Genomic DNA, 15,055 nt, shown 5'->3' on the forward strand with positions numbered 1-15,055 from the left:
CCTGTCACCTCCGTGTGGCAGGCGACCATTTTCGGATAACGAGTTTTCGCAATGAACAAACAGCCAAGCCAAAGCGACCTGAATATCCAGCAGATTGATCCAACGCTCTATAACGAAGACCTCGCCCCACTAAAGCCAGAGCACCGCACCTGGGGCGCTTTTGAGATTTTTAACGTCTGGTCCAACGACATTCAAAGCCTGTTTGGCTACACCCTAGCAGCTTCGCTGTTTCTCTCTTATGGCCTTAACGGCTGGGCTGTGATGGCCGCGATTATTCTAGCCGGGATTATCGTCATGTTTCTGGTCAACCTGACCGGCAAGCCCAGCGTGAAATACGGCATTCCCTTCCCGGTCATGGTACGCGCCAGCATGGGCGCACGAGGGGCCAACCTGCCCGCCATGCTGCGCGCCATCGTGGGTATTTTTTGGTACGGCGTGCAGACCTACTTCGCCTCCACCGCCGTGGCCCTGCTGATCACCGCGCTGTTTGGCGTGGGCAACGGGGGTACGTTCCTCGGTCTTTCAGGGGTGGCGTGGCTCTCCTTCGTCATCGTGTGGCTGTTTCAGATCGCGATTTTTTGGCAGGGCATTGAGCGCATCAAACACTTCCTGAACTGGGCAGGCCCACTGGTCTATGTGGTAATGGTGGTGTTGATGATCGTGGTATGGGTACAAGCCGGTAGCGAGCTGCTCCCCGCCATTAGCACCATCTTTAGCGGCAGCGATGAGCAGGGCGGCCTGGGTGCGTTTCTCGCCATTGTGGGTACGATGGTGGCCTACTTCGCCGCAGTGGTGATCAACTTCGGCGACTTTACCCGGTTTGTAAAAACCGAACGCCAGATGAAGCTGGGCAACCTGCTGGGCCTGCCCTTGAACGTGGCGTTCTTCTCGTTTATTGCGCTGATTATCACCGCCGGCACGCTGGTACTGTTTGGCGAAGCGCTAACCAACCCGGCGGATATCGTGGAACGCGTCGATTCGCTGCCGCTGACCATTGTGGCTGCTCTCACCTTCTTTGCCGCTACGGTGGGTATCAACCTCGTTGCTAACTTCATTCCCCCCGCCTACGACTTAGCCAACCTATTCCCCAGCAAAATCAGCTTCAAAATGGGCGGCCTGATTACCGCCGTGATTGCCTTCTTCGTGGGTGCGCTGTGGATCTCGGTGATCAGCCAAATTGGCGTGCCGGGCTTTGTGAATGCGTTGGGCGCTATCGTCGCGCCGTTCTACGGCATCATCGTGGTGGACTACTACCTGATCAAACGCCAGCACCTCAACATGCAGGAGCTATTCTCCTCAGCCCCCAGCAGCGTCTACTACTACGTCAACGGCTGGAACACCCGCGCCCTCATCGCCTTTGGCGTGGCGGCAATGTTCTCGCTCTCTACCATATTGGTACCGGCTTTAGCCAGCTTAGGCGGCTATGGCTGGCTGATCGGCGCTGGCTTGGGTGGGGTGTTCTATTACGGGCTGATGAAGCGGTTTAAGGCAGCGCCCGTGATGGCTGAGCAAAAAGCGCACTAAGCCATGAAGTGATGGCTCATAGCAAAACGTGGTAACCACTAAAAGCGCCACCGGATGAGCTCCGGTGCGCTTTTACGTTAATCCAAAAAAAACTGCCTAACCGCCATTACAGTTGAGCAGATGCGTCGTCGCTAAACACCAAAAATCTGCTGCAGATCCGGTACATTCTCTTCCTCTTCAACCATGGAGAGCGAGGCTTCGATGGCTTTGAGGTGGCGGCTCATAAAGGCTTTGGCGCGTTCGCCGTTGCCGGTTTCCAGGTAGCCAATCAGGTCGTCGTGGTCGTGGGATTCGCAGCCTAGGTGGCCACGATGGCCGTAAACGGCGAGGATCAGTGATGAGCGGGAGCAGAGGCGCTCGACGAATTCTGCCAGGGTGGCATTGCCGGAGAGTTGGGCTAAGCGCACGTGAAAATCCGCCGAGAGACGAATCGCCACGCTCTGCTGACCGCTGCGTAGGGCTTGACGTTCTTGGCGGGCCATCTCGCGAAGCTCCGCCGCCGCTGCGGCGTTCATTCGCCTGGCCACATCGGGCATGAGGCCACACTCGATCAACTGGCGGGCATCGAACACGTCTTTCGCTTCATCGGCGGTGGGGCGCGTCACGCTAGCCCCACGACGCGGGGTCAAGGTAACAAGCTGCTCCAGCGCCAGCCGCTGAAGGATCTTACGAATCCCCGTGCGGCTAATACCGAATACTTCCGCTAGCGCATCTTCACGCAGCCGAGCGCCGGGCTTAAGGCGCTGCTCCACAATCGCATCGCTCACCGCCCGGTAAATCGCTTCGTGGCGCTCATCGCCCTCTTTGTCAGAAGGCCTCCGCTTTAACGCCGCCTGCGCATCACTCATAGTGTCTCCTGTCTGCGACTCTGATTACTCCTCCCAGGCCGCAATGATATCGCGCTCTTCGTCACTCATGTTGGTGATATTACCAAGCGGCATGTAGCGACTGCCAACGACCTGTTGGATTTGCGCTTTGTGACCAAGAATATCGTCCCAGCTATCAAAGGCATAGCCTGCAGGCGGCGCGGAGAAACCGGCATGTTCAGGGTTGCGGGCATGGCACTGGGTACAGTGTTGCTCGATGAGTCCAGATATTTGCGCTTGCGTGGGCGCACCGCCAGCGCCTTCCACAGCGGCACGTGGGCTGGGCGCTGCCACCCAGAACGCGAGCAAAATCAGCCCAACGCCTACTGCAGGGTAGGCAGGCTGAATGTTACCGGCATGCATCAGTACAAAGAACTGACGAATCAGCGCTCCGGCAAAGATAAACAGCACCATTACCACCCAAGAGAGCTCGTGGGCGTAGATAAATGAGTAGTGATTACTCACCATCAGCAGCACCACGGGGAGCGTGAAGTAGGTGTTGTGCACCGAACGCTGCTTGCCGCGCTTGCCGTCTAGTGGGTTGGGAGCCTCGCCCGCCTTCATGGCTTTCACCATGCGGCGCTGGCCAGGAATAATCCAGAAGAAGACGTTGGCCGACATCGCCGTGGCCATTACCGCGCCGGTGAGCAGAAATGCCGCCCGCCCGGTAAACATCTGGGTGCTTAAGTAGGCCACCACCACCATCATCACCGCTACGGCAATACTCAGCAGTCCATCGCGCTCCATGTTGGGGCTGATGCGCTTACATAGCTCGTTATAAACCACCCAGCCGCCTAGCAGGAACCCAAGCGCCAGCAGGTTCGCCTGCCAACCGGTAAGGTTAGCCGCCCAGGCCCAGTTACTGTCCGGATTCACTAAGTAGAAACCGGGGTTCACCATGTAGAGAATGACGAACAGCGCGAAACCCGATAGCCACGTCGTATAGGCTTTCCAGAACGACCAGTGCAGGTCGTTGGGCAGCTTGGCCGGGGCCGTGGCATATTTCTGGTTATGATAGAAACCGCCACCATGTACAGCCCACATCTCGCCAAAAACACCCTTTTCACGATCTTCAGCGGCTTTGGGAGTGCGCAGGCCGTTATCCAGCATCACGAAGTAGATCGACTCGCCGATCCATGCAATCGCTGCGATCACGTGTAACCAGCGCAGCAGTAGATTCACAAACTCGATGATATACGCTTGCATGCCTAGTCCTCTTAGCTACCACGGTAAGTGGAGTAGCCGTAGGGCGAAAGCAGCAACGGTACATGATAGTGCTGGCTTGCATCGGCCACGCCGAAGCGCAGCGGAATAACGTCTAAAAAGCGCGGTTCAGCGGCTTCTACCCCTTGAGCGCGCAGATAGTCTCCAGCGTGGAACACAAGCTCATACTCGCCTGGCGTTAGCGCATCGCCTTTTAAAATGGGGGCATCGCAGCGGCCATCGCTATTAGTGACGGTGGTGCCTAAATGCTCGCGGCTGCCGTCCGCTAGCCGAAAAACCTCAATGGTAATGCCTTGGCCGGGCTGTCCTTTGGCGGTATCCAGCACGTGGGTAGTTAAGCGTCCCATCGTCACTCCTTACATTGGCGGGGTTGTTGGTGTTATGGATGGAGGGTATGTGTAGAGCTTGACCTATTGGTCAAAGAGTACCGTTGATGCTATTTATTGTATACAGCATTTCCCTTTTCGCACGCCTGGAGAGTTTTTGTGCCGACCGCTACCCCACTCACGCTATTCCCTGCCCCCAGCCAGTGCAGCCTGGAAGACTTCGTTTCCCACTATGGCGATGTGTATGAGCACTCGCCCTGGGTGGCAGAGGCTGCTTGGCAGCAGGGCTTGCGTCCAGAACATGACACCCCTGACGCACTGGCCGAACTGATGGGTTTGATGCTGCGACAGGCAACGCCCGAGCAGCAGATTGCCGTTATTCGGGCCCACCCCGATCTAGCGGGTAAGGCCGCACTGGCGGGAGAATTGACGCACGACTCCACCAGCGAGCAGGCAGGCGCAGGGCTCGACCAGTGCTCGCCCGAGGAATTTGCCCACTTTGAGCAGCTCAACGCGGCCTATAAAGAGAAATTTGGCTTTCCATTCGTCATTGCGGTGAAAGGGCTGAACCGCTACGACATCCTCGCGGCATTCGAAGAGCGTTTGGAGAACGGCTTGGCCCAAGAGCGTGAAACCGCGATTCAACAAATTATTCGTATTGCACGCTTCCGGCTTCGGGCCCGTGCTGACGAAGCATCACGGTAATCTTTGCGTCATCTCGACAAAAATGCCGCGCCCAGATTCGGTTCTGGGCGCGGCATTTTTTCACTCAAGCGGGATAATTACTGCTTGGCAGTCTCTACCGCTTTCTTGGTCGTTTCTTCGGCCATTTTCTGGCTGTCTTGCATGAAGCCCTGGCTGATAGAAGTGACTTTTTCAGAGTCGCCTTTCATGCGCTCCATCAGATCGGCAGCAGTTTTTTGCTGGCTCTCCATCGCTTTTTTTGAAGCTGTCCGCGTCTTTTACGTCTAACCACGTGCGCGCTTGGGCAATGGTCATGTCGGAGTAGGCACGGGCTGCATCCATCTGCGCGCCGACCAGCTGCTCGTAGTAGTTCAGTGCCGCCAACGTGTAGGAACGCATGGGGGACACGAATACCGACTCGAACTGCTGACTGGTTTTCTCTGCGGCCTTGTTCATCACGCAATCTCCTTGAGTGAGCTAGCGATTCGACCCGCGCCGAGGCAGGCCGGTAGTGGGCGTTTGCCGTTGCTACCCACAAAGCTAGCAGCGCTTTTTGTGCAGCGCAACATGATTTTTCAACATGCTGCGCTTGCCACACTTTCGCCCACTCAAAGGCCAGAAAAAGCCGTTGGATTAACGGTTGCCAAACAGATGTTTACGAGCTTCATCATCCATCGTGATACCCACTTGGGGATTGATATCTTCCACTAGCGCGTAGGCTTTACGCACCGCCGGGCGTTGCGATACCTCTTCGAACCAGCGTTCAAGATCGGGGAACTCTTCCAAGGTTTGACGCTGCTTCTCCCAGGGCACAATCCAGGGGTAGATCGCCATATCCGCAATGGAGTAGCGGTCGCCGCCAACATAATGCTGCTGAGAGAGTCGTTGATCCAGCACGCTGTAGAGCCGGTTGGTCTCGCGTATATAGCGCTCTATGGCGTACTCAATTTTCTGCGGTGCGTAGTGGCAAAAGTGATGGTTCTGGCCCGCCATAGGGCCAAGCCCACCCACCTGCCAGTGCAGCCACTGCAGTACTACATAGCGTTCTCGCCCTTCTGCTGGCAGAAATTGCCCTGTCTTATCGGCGAGATATTCAAGAATCGCACCTGATTCAAACAGCGCCATCGGCTGGCCGCCGTCTTGGGGGGAGTGGTCAACAATGGCGGGAATGCGGTTATTAGGAGCAATGGTTAGAAACTCAGGGTCAAACTGCTCGCCGCGGCCAATGTTAACGGGCTTAACACGGTAAGCCAGCTTTGCCTCTTCAAGCATGATGGAGATTTTATGGCCATTCGGGGTTGTCCAGTAATACAGGTCAATCATTGCCATCTCCTTTCACACTAACGGACTACGCCGTTAGTGTTGCCTGTGGGTGTTAGGCGGCCATGGCCGCCTTACCTGTTATAGATCACGAATCGTCATGGCTTGGCCAGCGGCTGCATCATGCACCTCTAGCATACGCGCAAACCACGCTGCTACAGGGTCACTTTCTTCCACGAGCGGCTCGGTAGAAACGGTATAGGCCCACATCATGCTGCCAAACAGCAAGTAATCCGCACCGCTGGGCGTTTCACCATCCAAAAATAGGCTCTCTTTCAGTTGAGCGCTTACCGGTACTAGTGCCTGTTTAAGCTGCTGACGCCCCTGCTCCGGATTGCTGACGGCTTCTAAGGTAGCGCCAAAACGCGCCTCCCGGGTTTTACGGAAGTAAGCGCGGTCATCAGGGTGAATCGCCTCTAGGAGATCTAACACCACAATCTTGAACAGCGCAGGCGTAATGCTTCGCTCTACCAGCTGTTTAAAAAACATCACGCGCTGAAGGCTTACACCCTCGCCCAGCACCGGGGCTTCGGGGTAGGCGCGGTCCAGATAGCGCATGATCTCGAAGCTATCGGTCACTACCGTGTCGCCATCGGTCAACACGGGTACTTTGTCGTAGTTGGCAAACGCCAGCGCCTCTTTTTCTTGGAAACGCCAGGCTACTGTTGTGTAGTCCAACCCTTTATGGGCAAGCGCCATACGTACCCGCCAGCAATAAGGCGAAAAGCGTAGGCGCTCATCACGGCCACACAGGTCATAAAGTGTTATTGCCATATTGTTAGTTCTCCTTTTTACAGGGGTCAATCCGCCACCTACAGTGAGTCTAAGTGGTTAGCGACACAAGCGACGTTAGTAACCCACCGCGCGAAGGCCTGCTGCACTGTCTATTAGTCTAATGACTGTTGCTGTATTAACACTCTGATGAAATATTTAAAACACCTTAAAAACAACACGTTAAATTAAAACGACCGCTTAAATCATGCTCAAAACGGTCCACATCAACTGGTAAGACCAATTTTCCAATGTAGTCATTCTGCCCACCTAACCGTATCTTTCACGCTGACCCAGCTATCATTGAAATGACAAGTTGGCTACTGCGGAGCATACCAAATCAATAACAAGGGGCCGTTCCTCCCATGAATGAAACTATACTCGCTCTTCTGGCATTTCTGCCGCTGTTGCTCGCCGGGATTTTGCTCATAGGCTTTAAAATTCCTGCCAAAATAGCGATGCCGATTGTCTTCCTTACGGCAGCCATTATTGGTCTGACCGCATGGGATATGTCGTTTAGCCGCGTAGCGGCATCCACTGTACAGGGCCTCATCCAAACTGCTGGCCTGCTGTGGATTATCTTCGGCGCTATCTTGCTGCTCAACACGCTAAAGCACTCGGGCGGTATTACTGCCATTCGTAACGGCTTTTCGGGCATTAGCCCAGACCGTCGCGTACAGGCGCTGATTGTTGCTTGGCTGTTTGGCTGCTTCATCGAAGGCGCGTCCGGTTTCGGTACGCCTGCTGCCGTGGCAGCGCCACTAATGGTAGCGCTGGGCTTCCCGGCTCTGGCGGCGGTGGTCGTGGGCATGATGATCCAATCCACGCCAGTGTCGTTTGGCGCCGTGGGTACGCCTGTTGTGGTGGGTGTAGGTAGCGGCTTAAACCGTGCCGACATTACCGCGCAGCTAGAAGCGAACGGCTCTACTTGGGACGTGTTTTTCCAGCAGGTGACCAGTTCGGTGGCGATCACCCACGGTATCGTGGGTATTTTGATGCCGCTAATCCTCGTACTGGTAATGGTGCGCTTCTTCGGCGCCAACCGCTCTTGGAAAGAGGGGCTCTCGATTGCACCATTCGCCATCTTCACGGGTGTCTCTTTCGTGGTGCCTTACATGCTGGTGGGCGTGCTGCTTGGGCCGGAATTCCCGTCCATGATTGGCGCGATGGTGGGCTTAGCGATTGTGGTGCCTGCTGCACGTAAAGGCTTCCTGCTGCCCAAAGATACCTGGGACTTCCCAGAATCGACCGCTTGGCCGGATGAGTGGATCGGCAACCTGCAAATCAAGCTTGACGATGTGGCCGGTAAAGCACCGATGTCGACCTTTAAAGGTTGGGTGCCTTACGTACTGCTCGCTCTGTTCCTGGTAGCCTCACGCACCATCGAGCCGCTCAAAGCTGCGTTAACCTCCATCAACCTGAACTGGGCCAATATCTTTGGCGAAGCAGGCGTGAGCGGTGGCATCCAGCCTCTCTACCTGCCCGGCGGTATCATCCTAGCGGTCGTGCTGGTGACTTACTTCCTGCACCGCATGAACCCGCGCCAGCTAAGCGCTGCAGTATCCGAGTCGACCAAAACCATTTTTGGTGCGGGCTTCGTCCTGATCTTCACTGTGCCGATGGTACGTATCCTGATCAACTCCGGCGTCAACGGCGCGGATCTGGTCTCGATGCCCGTCATGATGGCGCAAGCGGTGGCTAACGGTGTGGGCGGCATCTACCCGTTCTTTGCGCCTGCCGTTGGGGCGATGGGTGCCTTTATTGCAGGCTCCAACACGGTGTCTAACCTTATGTTGGCGGAGTTCCAGTTCAGCGTTGCCGAAACGCTGGGGCTGTCCACAGCCATGATGGTGGCACTGCAAGCCGTGGGTGCTGCCGCAGGTAACATGATCGCAATTCACAACGTCGTGGCGGCGTCGGCTACTGTTGGCCTACTCGGCCGCGAGGGCACCACCATTCGTAAAACGATCATCCCGACCATTTATTACCTAGTCTTTGCTGGCATTATCGCGCTGATCGCGTTTTATGTCCTTGGTGTTACTGACCCGTTGATGTAAAGGGCCTCTTTACCTCATTGGTCATCACCCGCTGGGTAGCCCTAGGGCTACCCAGCACTATATTAAAAAGATGTATTTTACCTGACCGACCACTCCTCAAGTACTTTATGAAAAACAATTCCAAAACCACTCATACGTTATGGAAGCATTTTCCATAAAGTGATTAGATAGCCATCTATCCTCCTCATCCATAGGAGTTAACATGAATATCCTTTTCGACGAGCGCCTCGATGGCGAGCTTGTCCACCGTGATAAAGCTGACGTACTCAGCGACCTGCAAGGCGCTGTCCCCTCTTTGACGCTATTGCATCGTGAGGAGGATTTACGTCCTTTCGAGTGCGATGGCCTCGCCGCCTATCGCGTGCTGCCCATGTTGGTGGCCCTGCCGGAAACGTTGGAACAGGTCGAGGGCCTGTTAAAGCGCTGCCATGCACTGGGCGTACCCGTGGTGACCCGGGGCGCAGGCACCGGCCTTTCCGGCGGCGCACTGCCGCTTGAGCAGGGCGTGCTGCTGGTTATGTCGCGGTTCAACCAAATTATTACCGTTGACCCCGACGCGCGCATTGCCCGCGTTCAGCCTGGGGTGCGCAACCTTGCCATTTCCGAGGCGGCCGCCCCTTACGGGCTCTACTACGCCCCCGACCCCTCCTCACAAATCGCCTGCTCGATTGGCGGCAACGTCGCCGAAAATGCGGGCGGTGTGCACTGCCTGAAGTACGGCCTCACCGTGCATAACGTCATGCGCGTGGATGTACTGACCATCGAAGGCGAGCACATGACGCTGGGTTCTGAAGCCCTGGATGCGCCCGGCTTTGATCTCTTGGCCCTGATGAACGGTTCAGAAGGCATGCTCGGAGTGGTCACGGAAATCACCGTGAAGCTGCTGCCCAAGCCGGAAACAGCCAAAGTGCTGATGGCCAGCTTCGATGATATCGAAAAAGCGGGCCGCGCGGTGGGCGACATCATTGCCGCAGGCATTATCCCCGGTGGCCTGGAAATGATGGATAAGCTCGCCATCAAAGCCGCCGAAGATTTCATCAAGGCAGGCTACCCCGTGGAAGCCGAAGCCATTCTGCTCTGTGAGCTGGATGGTGTGGAAGCCGACGTGGACGACGACTGCGAGACCGTGCGCCGCGTACTGGAAAAGGCCGGAGCCACTAACATTCAACAGGCGCGGGACGAAGCCGAGCGCGCCAAGTTCTGGGCCGGACGCAAGAATGCCTTCCCTGCCGTAGGCCGCATGTCACCGGACTACTACTGCATGGATGGCACCATTCCCCGCCGCGAGCTGCCGCGCGTGTTGAAAGGCATTGCCGCACTTTCAGAAGAGAGCGGCCTGCCCGTGGCCAACGTCTTCCACGCGGGTGACGGCAATATGCACCCGCTGATCCTGTTCGATGCCAACAAAGAGGGTCAGCTTGCCCTGGCGGAAGACGTAGGCGGCAAGATCCTGGAGCTGTGCGTGGCCGCCGGTGGCTCGATTACTGGCGAGCATGGCGTAGGTCGCGAAAAAATTAACCAGATGTGCAGCCAGTTCCAGCCCGATGAGCTGACGGTCTTCCACGCGTTGAAAGCGGCCTTCGACCCCAAACGGCTGCTCAACCCAGGGAAAAATATTCCCACCCTGGCGCGCTGTGCCGAATTTGGCGCGATGCATGTGCATAACAACGAGTTACCGCATCCAGAACTGCCACGCTTCTGATGCTATAAGGATCGACCATGACCGAACTAGCGATACACGCTGACCAGGATATCGCCAATGAGCTGTGCGAACAGGTTCGTAGCGCCTACCACGACCGCACCCCGCTACGCATTGTAGCGGGCAACACCCGGGCCTTTTATGGCCGCCCGGTGGAAGGCACGGAACTCAATGTCGCAGCGCATAGCGGCATCGTCTCTTACGACCCTATCGAACTCGTCGTCACGGTACGGGCAGGCACCCGCCTGAGCGCGCTGAACGCGGCACTGGCAGAAAAACATCAAATGCTGCCTTTCGAGCCGCCCATTTTTGGCGACGCCAGCACCATTGGCGGCGCGGTGGCCACCGGCATGTCCGGCCCTCGCCGCCCTTGGGCAGGTGCCGCACGGGATTTCGTGCTGGGCACCCGGGTGATCACCCAGGAAGGCAAACTGCTGCGCTTTGGCGGCGAAGTCATGAAAAACGTGGCCGGCTATGACCTGTCCCGCATGATGGCAGGTGCCCAGGGCACGCTGGGCGTGCTGGCCGATATCTCGTTTAAGGTGCTGCCCATACCCACCGCCAGCCACAGCCTGCGCCTTGAAATGAGCTTGCAAGATGCCTTAGCGAAGCTCTCTGAGCTTGGCCGCCAGCCGCTGCCTATTACCGCTGCGGCATGGCACGCAGGTGAGCTGTTTATTCGGCTGGAAGGCGGTGAAAGCTCCGTCAAGGCCACGAAAGAGCGCCTGGGCGGTGAAGCGCTCTCTGCGGATTTCTGGCAACAGCTGCGTGACCAGCAGCATGGCTTTTTCAGCCTCAACGAAGGGCAAGCACTGTGGCGCCTCTCGCTACCGCCCCATACCCCAGCGCTAGAGCTCGCCGTTGATGAAAGCGATATCTTCTATGATTGGGGCGGCAGCCAGCGCTGGGTGAAAACCGCACTACTCGCAGACACGCTGCGCGATGAATGCCAGAAGGCCGGTGGCCACGCTACCTGCTACACCCCGCATGCCCAAGGGGGCGCGGAGTCACCGTTTACTCCGCTGAATGCTGTGGTCGAGAAGTACCATCGCAACCTGAAGGCCGAGCTGGATGCCCACGGCATTTTCAACCCTGGTCGTCTTTATGCGGCATTTTAATCAGGAGAGCTGACATGCAGACGCACTTTACCGATGCCGACCGCCAAAAACCGCATATTCAGGAAGCCGAGCGCATTCTACGTACCTGTGTGCACTGTGGCTTTTGTAACGCCACCTGCCCCACTTACCAGTTGCTGGGCGATGAGCGAGACGGGCCTCGCGGGCGTATCTACTTGATGAAAGAGCTGCTGGAGAGCCGCGATGACGATGACCAAGTCACCGAAGAGACTCGCCTGCACCTAGACCGCTGTCTAACCTGCCGCAACTGCGAAACCACCTGCCCCTCCGGCGTGGAGTATCACAAGCTGCTGGATATTGGCCGTGCGGAAATCGACCGTCGTGTGCCGCGTTCAGCGGCAGAACGCGCTCAGCGCTATGCGCTGCGCAAAATGCTGGTCGACCCGAAACGCTTCAAAGCGCTGCTGGCCCTGGGGCAAACCTTCAAGCCTCTAGTGCCCGGCAAACTGCGTAGCAAAATGCCGCCCGCACCGGTCGATGCAGGCCAGCGACCCGACAGCCAGCGCCATGCCCGCAAGGTGCTGATCCTGGAAGGCTGCGTGCAGCCAGGCCTGTCGCCCAACACCAATGCAGCCACGGCGCGCCTGCTTGACCGTCTGGGCATTAGCGTCACACCGATTAGTGAAGCTGGCTGCTGTGGTGCTATCGACTTTCACCTCAATGCCCAAGAGGCGGGCCGCGAGCGGATGCGCGCCAATATTGATGCCTGGTGGCCGCAAATCGAGCAGGGCGCGGAAGCCATCGTGCAAACCGCCAGCGGCTGCGGCGCCTTCGTCAAAGAGTATGCCGACATGCTCAAGGACGACCCCGCCTACGCTGAAAAGGCCAAAAAAGTCAGTGCACTGGCAAAGGATATCGTCGAAATACTGCGCGACGAGCCGCTGGAAGCGCTGCAGCTTAAAGAGCACCAGCGTTTAGCGTTCCACTGCCCCTGCACGCTGCAGCACGCCCAGAAGCTCAACGGCGCAGTGGAAGGCGTGCTTAGCAAACTCGGCTTTGCACTCACGCCCGTGAAAGATGCCCACCTGTGCTGCGGCTCGGCGGGCACCTACTCGGTCACACAGCCAGAGCTCGCCACTCAGCTGCGCGATAACAAGCTGAATGCGCTAGAAGCAGGCAACCCTGAGGTGATTGTGACCGCCAACATCGGCTGTCAAACGCATCTGGCCAGTGCCAACCGCACGCCGGTACGCCACTGGGTAGAAGTCGTGGACGCTGCCCTGGTATAACCCTGAACACTCGCTGCGCTTTCACAACGTATTAACGGTTGGGCGCAGCGCTTTCATCCCTATGATAAGAAGGATCCTTTGATGCAAACCAAAGCTGTTTTAGGCCAAGCCGACGTTATCCAAGTACTCGACGCTGCACAGAAAGAAGCTGACAACAACAGCTGGCCGGTCACCATCGCCGTCACCGACGATGGCGGCCACCTGCTGGCACTGCGCCGTTTAGACGGTGCTGCCCCGTTCAGCGCCGATGTCGCTACCCAAAAAGCGCGTAGCGCGGCCCTGGGTCGTAAAGAGACCCAAGTGTTTGAAGAGATGATTAACGGTGGCCGCACGGCGTTTGTCTCTGCGCCGCTACAGGGTCTGCTATCTGGCGGCGTGCCGATCATCGTGGATGGCCAAGTCGTCGGCGCTGTTGGCATCTCTGGCGTTAAGCCAGATCAAGACGTGCAAATTGCCAAAGCAGGCGTCAGCGCGATCGCCTAACGCTTACCTAGTCAGTAACAAAAGCAAGTAACAGCAGCGTGCAGCGCATTGACTGCACGCTGCTTGTTAGCGTGTTATGTACACGCAATAAAAAAGCCCGAATCTATGATTCGGGCTTTTTTGGAATTTTTTCGGCTTTATCTTAATGACTGCCGACAAGTGCTTAATGGCGGACCGGACGAGACTCGAACTCGCGACCTCCGGCGTGACAGGCCGGCATTCTAACCGACTGAACTACCGGTCCACTGTAAGACACATAACCATTCAACAGACAATTTAAGCGGTTCAGAGGCGCATAAATGTGAAACTGAATGGTGGGTGGTACTGGGTTCGAACCAGTGACCCCCAGCTTGTAAGGCTGGTGCTCTCCCAACTGAGCTAACCACCCGGGATATTGAAAGCTTATCGCTTATCAATATAACTACTTATTAAGTTATCGTGGCGGACCGGACGAGACTCGAACTCGCGACCTCCGGCGTGACAGGCCGGCATTCTAACCGACTGAACTACCGGTCCGAATAGCGATAACTAGTTGCAGACTAAGATGATGATGGCGGACCGGACGAGACTCGAACTCGCGACCTCCGGCGTGACAGGCCGGCATTCTAACCAACTGAACTACCGGTCCGCATATACATCAGTTACTGCATCACGTTTCCAGGGCGCCAAATAAATGGTGGGTGGTACTGGGTTCGAACCAGTGACCCCCAGCTTGTAAGGCTGGTGCTCTCCCAACTGAGCTAACCACCCGCTGGTCACGTGGCGCTGCATTCTACAGAAGCCTGTTTGAATGTCAACACGTTGTGTTTAAATTTTTGATTTAAACCAGCGTACTGCACGTTCCCGCGGCAACCGCTTACTGAGCGCGGACGAAGGATGCCGCAACTATAGCTGCTTCGTCAATCAAAACCTGCTGATTTACTCCTGAACTTCGTCGCGGCTTAAAATCATGGTCGCCATCGGTTAGCCAATGAATGTGAAGAGAGTCAGGTAAAGCGTAGTCGGCTACCTCTTCACGAGAGCCAAACGGATCGCGCTCACCTTGCAGAATCAGCATAGGCATAGAGATGTCAGGAAAATGATCGGTGCGAAGGGAGTCGGGCTTTTTGGGTGGGTGAAACGGATAGCCTGCCGCAATGACACCTGCACAGCGATGCTGGCTGGCAAACAGCGATGCCACACGCCCGCCCATGGATTTACCCCCAACCCACAAAGGCGAACCACTGCATGACGACAGCAGGTCATACCAAGCGGCAAAGTGTTCCAGCGTTTTCTTGACGGGAGGCGGAGGCCGGCGCTTTGCTTCCTCGCTCATCTGCTGCATATAGGGGAAATCGATCGCCCACACTTGTAGCCTCTCGCTGGCCAGCATCGCGGCAAATTGCCGCATAAACTCGGATAGGTGGCCTGCCCCGGCGCCATGGGCTAGCAGAATTCGCCCCAGTTCGGGGATGCCCGAGACGCTCACCGGGCCAACCCCCTCCACGAGAAACCGCTGAACAGCGGGGCTGGCGGTGCGTTCACGCAACGCCTCTGGGGTGATGGCCTCAAACCCAAGATCAGCGTAATAGGACACTCAGCCCTCCTAATAATTCAACGTTACATCCATTGGCGTGTTCAGCTTAGGGCGCGGCTGCGATAGAATCTAGGCCGGATCTTGACCTGCATCATCAAGCGGGTGGCCGCATCCGTGCAAAATGCCACGGGTTACCCCCTAACCGCGTTCGATGGGAACA

Annotated in this window: 13 protein-coding genes, 5 tRNA genes and 1 pseudogene; 7 read left to right on the plus strand and 12 right to left on the minus strand. The window is 56.7% G+C overall.

What is annotated here, in order from left to right; all coding sequences use genetic code 11:
• The first annotated feature begins 51 nt into the window (after positions 1-51).
• The gene (locus A3220_RS07270; RefSeq protein WP_062374110.1) at positions 52-1,524 is read left to right on the plus strand and encodes an NCS1 family nucleobase:cation symporter-1; all 1,473 of its coding nucleotides are present in this window, start codon (positions 52-54) and stop codon (positions 1,522-1,524) included.
• 131 nt (positions 1,525-1,655) lie between these two features.
• Here the strand turns inward: A3220_RS07270 and A3220_RS07275 are convergent, their stop codons facing one another.
• The 3 genes from A3220_RS07275 to uraH are packed head-to-tail and all read right to left on the minus strand — an operon-like array spanning position 1,656 to position 3,961.
• Positions 1,656-2,372: a GntR family transcriptional regulator gene (locus A3220_RS07275; RefSeq protein ID WP_062360622.1), complete on the minus strand. Its 717-nt coding sequence runs from the start codon at positions 2,370-2,372 to the stop codon at positions 1,656-1,658.
• Between the two features lie 24 nt (positions 2,373-2,396).
• On the minus strand, positions 2,397-3,596 hold the full coding sequence (locus tag A3220_RS07280) for a urate hydroxylase PuuD (RefSeq protein WP_058577167.1): 1,200 nt from the start codon (positions 3,594-3,596) through the stop codon (positions 2,397-2,399).
• Between the two features lie 11 nt (positions 3,597-3,607).
• Complete coding sequence (gene uraH / locus A3220_RS07285; protein ID WP_044628693.1) at positions 3,608-3,961, minus strand: hydroxyisourate hydrolase; 354 nt, start codon at positions 3,959-3,961, stop codon at positions 3,608-3,610.
• A 138-nt stretch (positions 3,962-4,099) separates the two neighbouring features.
• On the opposite strand from uraH, the gene uraD reads away from it, so the two are divergent.
• The gene (gene uraD, locus A3220_RS07290; protein WP_044628694.1) at positions 4,100-4,645 is read left to right on the plus strand and encodes a 2-oxo-4-hydroxy-4-carboxy-5-ureidoimidazoline decarboxylase; all 546 of its coding nucleotides are present in this window, start codon (positions 4,100-4,102) and stop codon (positions 4,643-4,645) included.
• 77 nt (positions 4,646-4,722) lie between these two features.
• Here uraD and A3220_RS07295 read toward each other — a convergent pair.
• From A3220_RS07295 to A3220_RS07305, 3 genes and pseudogenes are all read right to left on the minus strand, one after another.
• Positions 4,723-5,080, minus strand: a pseudogene (locus tag A3220_RS07295) (phasin family protein).
• A gap of 177 nt (positions 5,081-5,257) precedes the next feature.
• Positions 5,258-5,947 (minus strand): glutathione binding-like protein, encoded by a 690-nt coding sequence (locus A3220_RS07300; RefSeq protein WP_062374113.1) that lies wholly within the window; start codon positions 5,945-5,947, stop codon positions 5,258-5,260.
• A 78-nt stretch (positions 5,948-6,025) separates the two neighbouring features.
• On the minus strand, positions 6,026-6,718 hold the full coding sequence (locus A3220_RS07305; protein WP_044628697.1) for a glutathione S-transferase family protein: 693 nt from the start codon (positions 6,716-6,718) through the stop codon (positions 6,026-6,028).
• Between the two features lie 362 nt (positions 6,719-7,080).
• Here A3220_RS07305 and A3220_RS07310 point away from each other — a divergent pair, with 362 nt between their 5' ends.
• The 5 genes from A3220_RS07310 (at position 7,081) to A3220_RS07330 (ending at position 13,319) form a co-directional block, all read left to right on the plus strand.
• Positions 7,081-8,772, plus strand: coding sequence for an L-lactate permease (locus A3220_RS07310; RefSeq protein ID WP_062374117.1), 1,692 nt, complete (start codon positions 7,081-7,083; stop codon positions 8,770-8,772).
• Between the two features lie 202 nt (positions 8,773-8,974).
• Positions 8,975-10,474, plus strand: coding sequence for a glycolate oxidase subunit GlcD (glcD, locus tag A3220_RS07315; RefSeq protein WP_062374119.1), 1,500 nt, complete (start codon positions 8,975-8,977; stop codon positions 10,472-10,474).
• A 17-nt stretch (positions 10,475-10,491) separates the two neighbouring features.
• Positions 10,492-11,589 carry a glycolate oxidase subunit GlcE gene (gene glcE, locus A3220_RS07320; protein WP_062374123.1) on the plus strand — a complete coding sequence of 366 codons (1,098 nt, stop codon included), beginning with the start codon at positions 10,492-10,494 and terminating at the stop codon, positions 11,587-11,589.
• A 14-nt stretch (positions 11,590-11,603) separates the two neighbouring features.
• Positions 11,604-12,836, plus strand: coding sequence for a glycolate oxidase subunit GlcF (gene glcF, locus A3220_RS07325; protein WP_054640959.1), 1,233 nt, complete (start codon positions 11,604-11,606; stop codon positions 12,834-12,836).
• A gap of 81 nt (positions 12,837-12,917) precedes the next feature.
• A complete protein-coding gene (locus tag A3220_RS07330; protein ID WP_044628702.1) occupies positions 12,918-13,319 on the plus strand; it encodes a heme-binding protein in 402 nt (133 codons plus the stop codon).
• A 167-nt stretch (positions 13,320-13,486) separates the two neighbouring features.
• Here A3220_RS07330 and A3220_RS07335 read toward each other — a convergent pair.
• The 6 genes from A3220_RS07335 to A3220_RS07360 form a co-directional block, all read right to left on the minus strand.
• A tRNA-Asp gene (locus A3220_RS07335) sits at positions 13,487-13,563 on the minus strand.
• 68 nt (positions 13,564-13,631) lie between these two features.
• Positions 13,632-13,707, minus strand: a tRNA-Val gene (locus A3220_RS07340).
• Positions 13,708-13,758: 51 nt separating this feature from the next.
• Positions 13,759-13,835: transfer RNA gene (locus tag A3220_RS07345), tRNA-Asp, on the minus strand.
• 35 nt (positions 13,836-13,870) lie between these two features.
• Positions 13,871-13,947, minus strand: a tRNA-Asp gene (locus A3220_RS07350).
• A gap of 46 nt (positions 13,948-13,993) precedes the next feature.
• Positions 13,994-14,069: transfer RNA gene (locus A3220_RS07355), tRNA-Val, on the minus strand.
• A gap of 106 nt (positions 14,070-14,175) precedes the next feature.
• A complete protein-coding gene (locus A3220_RS07360) occupies positions 14,176-14,895 on the minus strand; it encodes an alpha/beta fold hydrolase (RefSeq protein ID WP_062374126.1) in 720 nt (239 codons plus the stop codon).
• Positions 14,896-15,055 lie beyond the last annotated feature (160 nt).

It is taken from the genome of Halomonas sp. KX33721 (assembly GCF_001596805.1).
GTDB classification, from domain to species: Bacteria; Pseudomonadota; Gammaproteobacteria; order Pseudomonadales; family Halomonadaceae; genus Vreelandella; species Vreelandella aquamarina.

What these genes read in the sequence shown, in the direction of transcription:
- A3220_RS07270 (WP_062374110.1), top strand. Translation starts at nt 52, where the DNA reads ATGAACAAACAGCCAAGCCAAAGCGACCTGAATATCCAGCAGATTGAT.
- A3220_RS07275 (WP_062360622.1), bottom strand. Translation starts at nt 2,372, where the DNA reads ATGAGTGATGCGCAGGCGGCGTTAAAGCGGAGGCCTTCTGACAAAGAG.
- A3220_RS07280 (WP_058577167.1), bottom strand. Translation starts at nt 3,596, where the DNA reads ATGCAAGCGTATATCATCGAGTTTGTGAATCTACTGCTGCGCTGGTTA.
- uraH (WP_044628693.1), bottom strand. Translation starts at nt 3,961, where the DNA reads ATGGGACGCTTAACTACCCACGTGCTGGATACCGCCAAAGGACAGCCC.
- A3220_RS07300 (WP_062374113.1), bottom strand. Translation starts at nt 5,947, where the DNA reads ATGATTGACCTGTATTACTGGACAACCCCGAATGGCCATAAAATCTCC.
- A3220_RS07305 (WP_044628697.1), bottom strand. Translation starts at nt 6,718, where the DNA reads ATGGCAATAACACTTTATGACCTGTGTGGCCGTGATGAGCGCCTACGC.
- A3220_RS07310 (WP_062374117.1), top strand. Translation starts at nt 7,081, where the DNA reads ATGAATGAAACTATACTCGCTCTTCTGGCATTTCTGCCGCTGTTGCTC.
- glcD (WP_062374119.1), top strand. Translation starts at nt 8,975, where the DNA reads ATGAATATCCTTTTCGACGAGCGCCTCGATGGCGAGCTTGTCCACCGT.
- glcE (WP_062374123.1), top strand. Translation starts at nt 10,492, where the DNA reads ATGACCGAACTAGCGATACACGCTGACCAGGATATCGCCAATGAGCTG.
- glcF (WP_054640959.1), top strand. Translation starts at nt 11,604, where the DNA reads ATGCAGACGCACTTTACCGATGCCGACCGCCAAAAACCGCATATTCAG.
- A3220_RS07330 (WP_044628702.1), top strand. Translation starts at nt 12,918, where the DNA reads ATGCAAACCAAAGCTGTTTTAGGCCAAGCCGACGTTATCCAAGTACTC.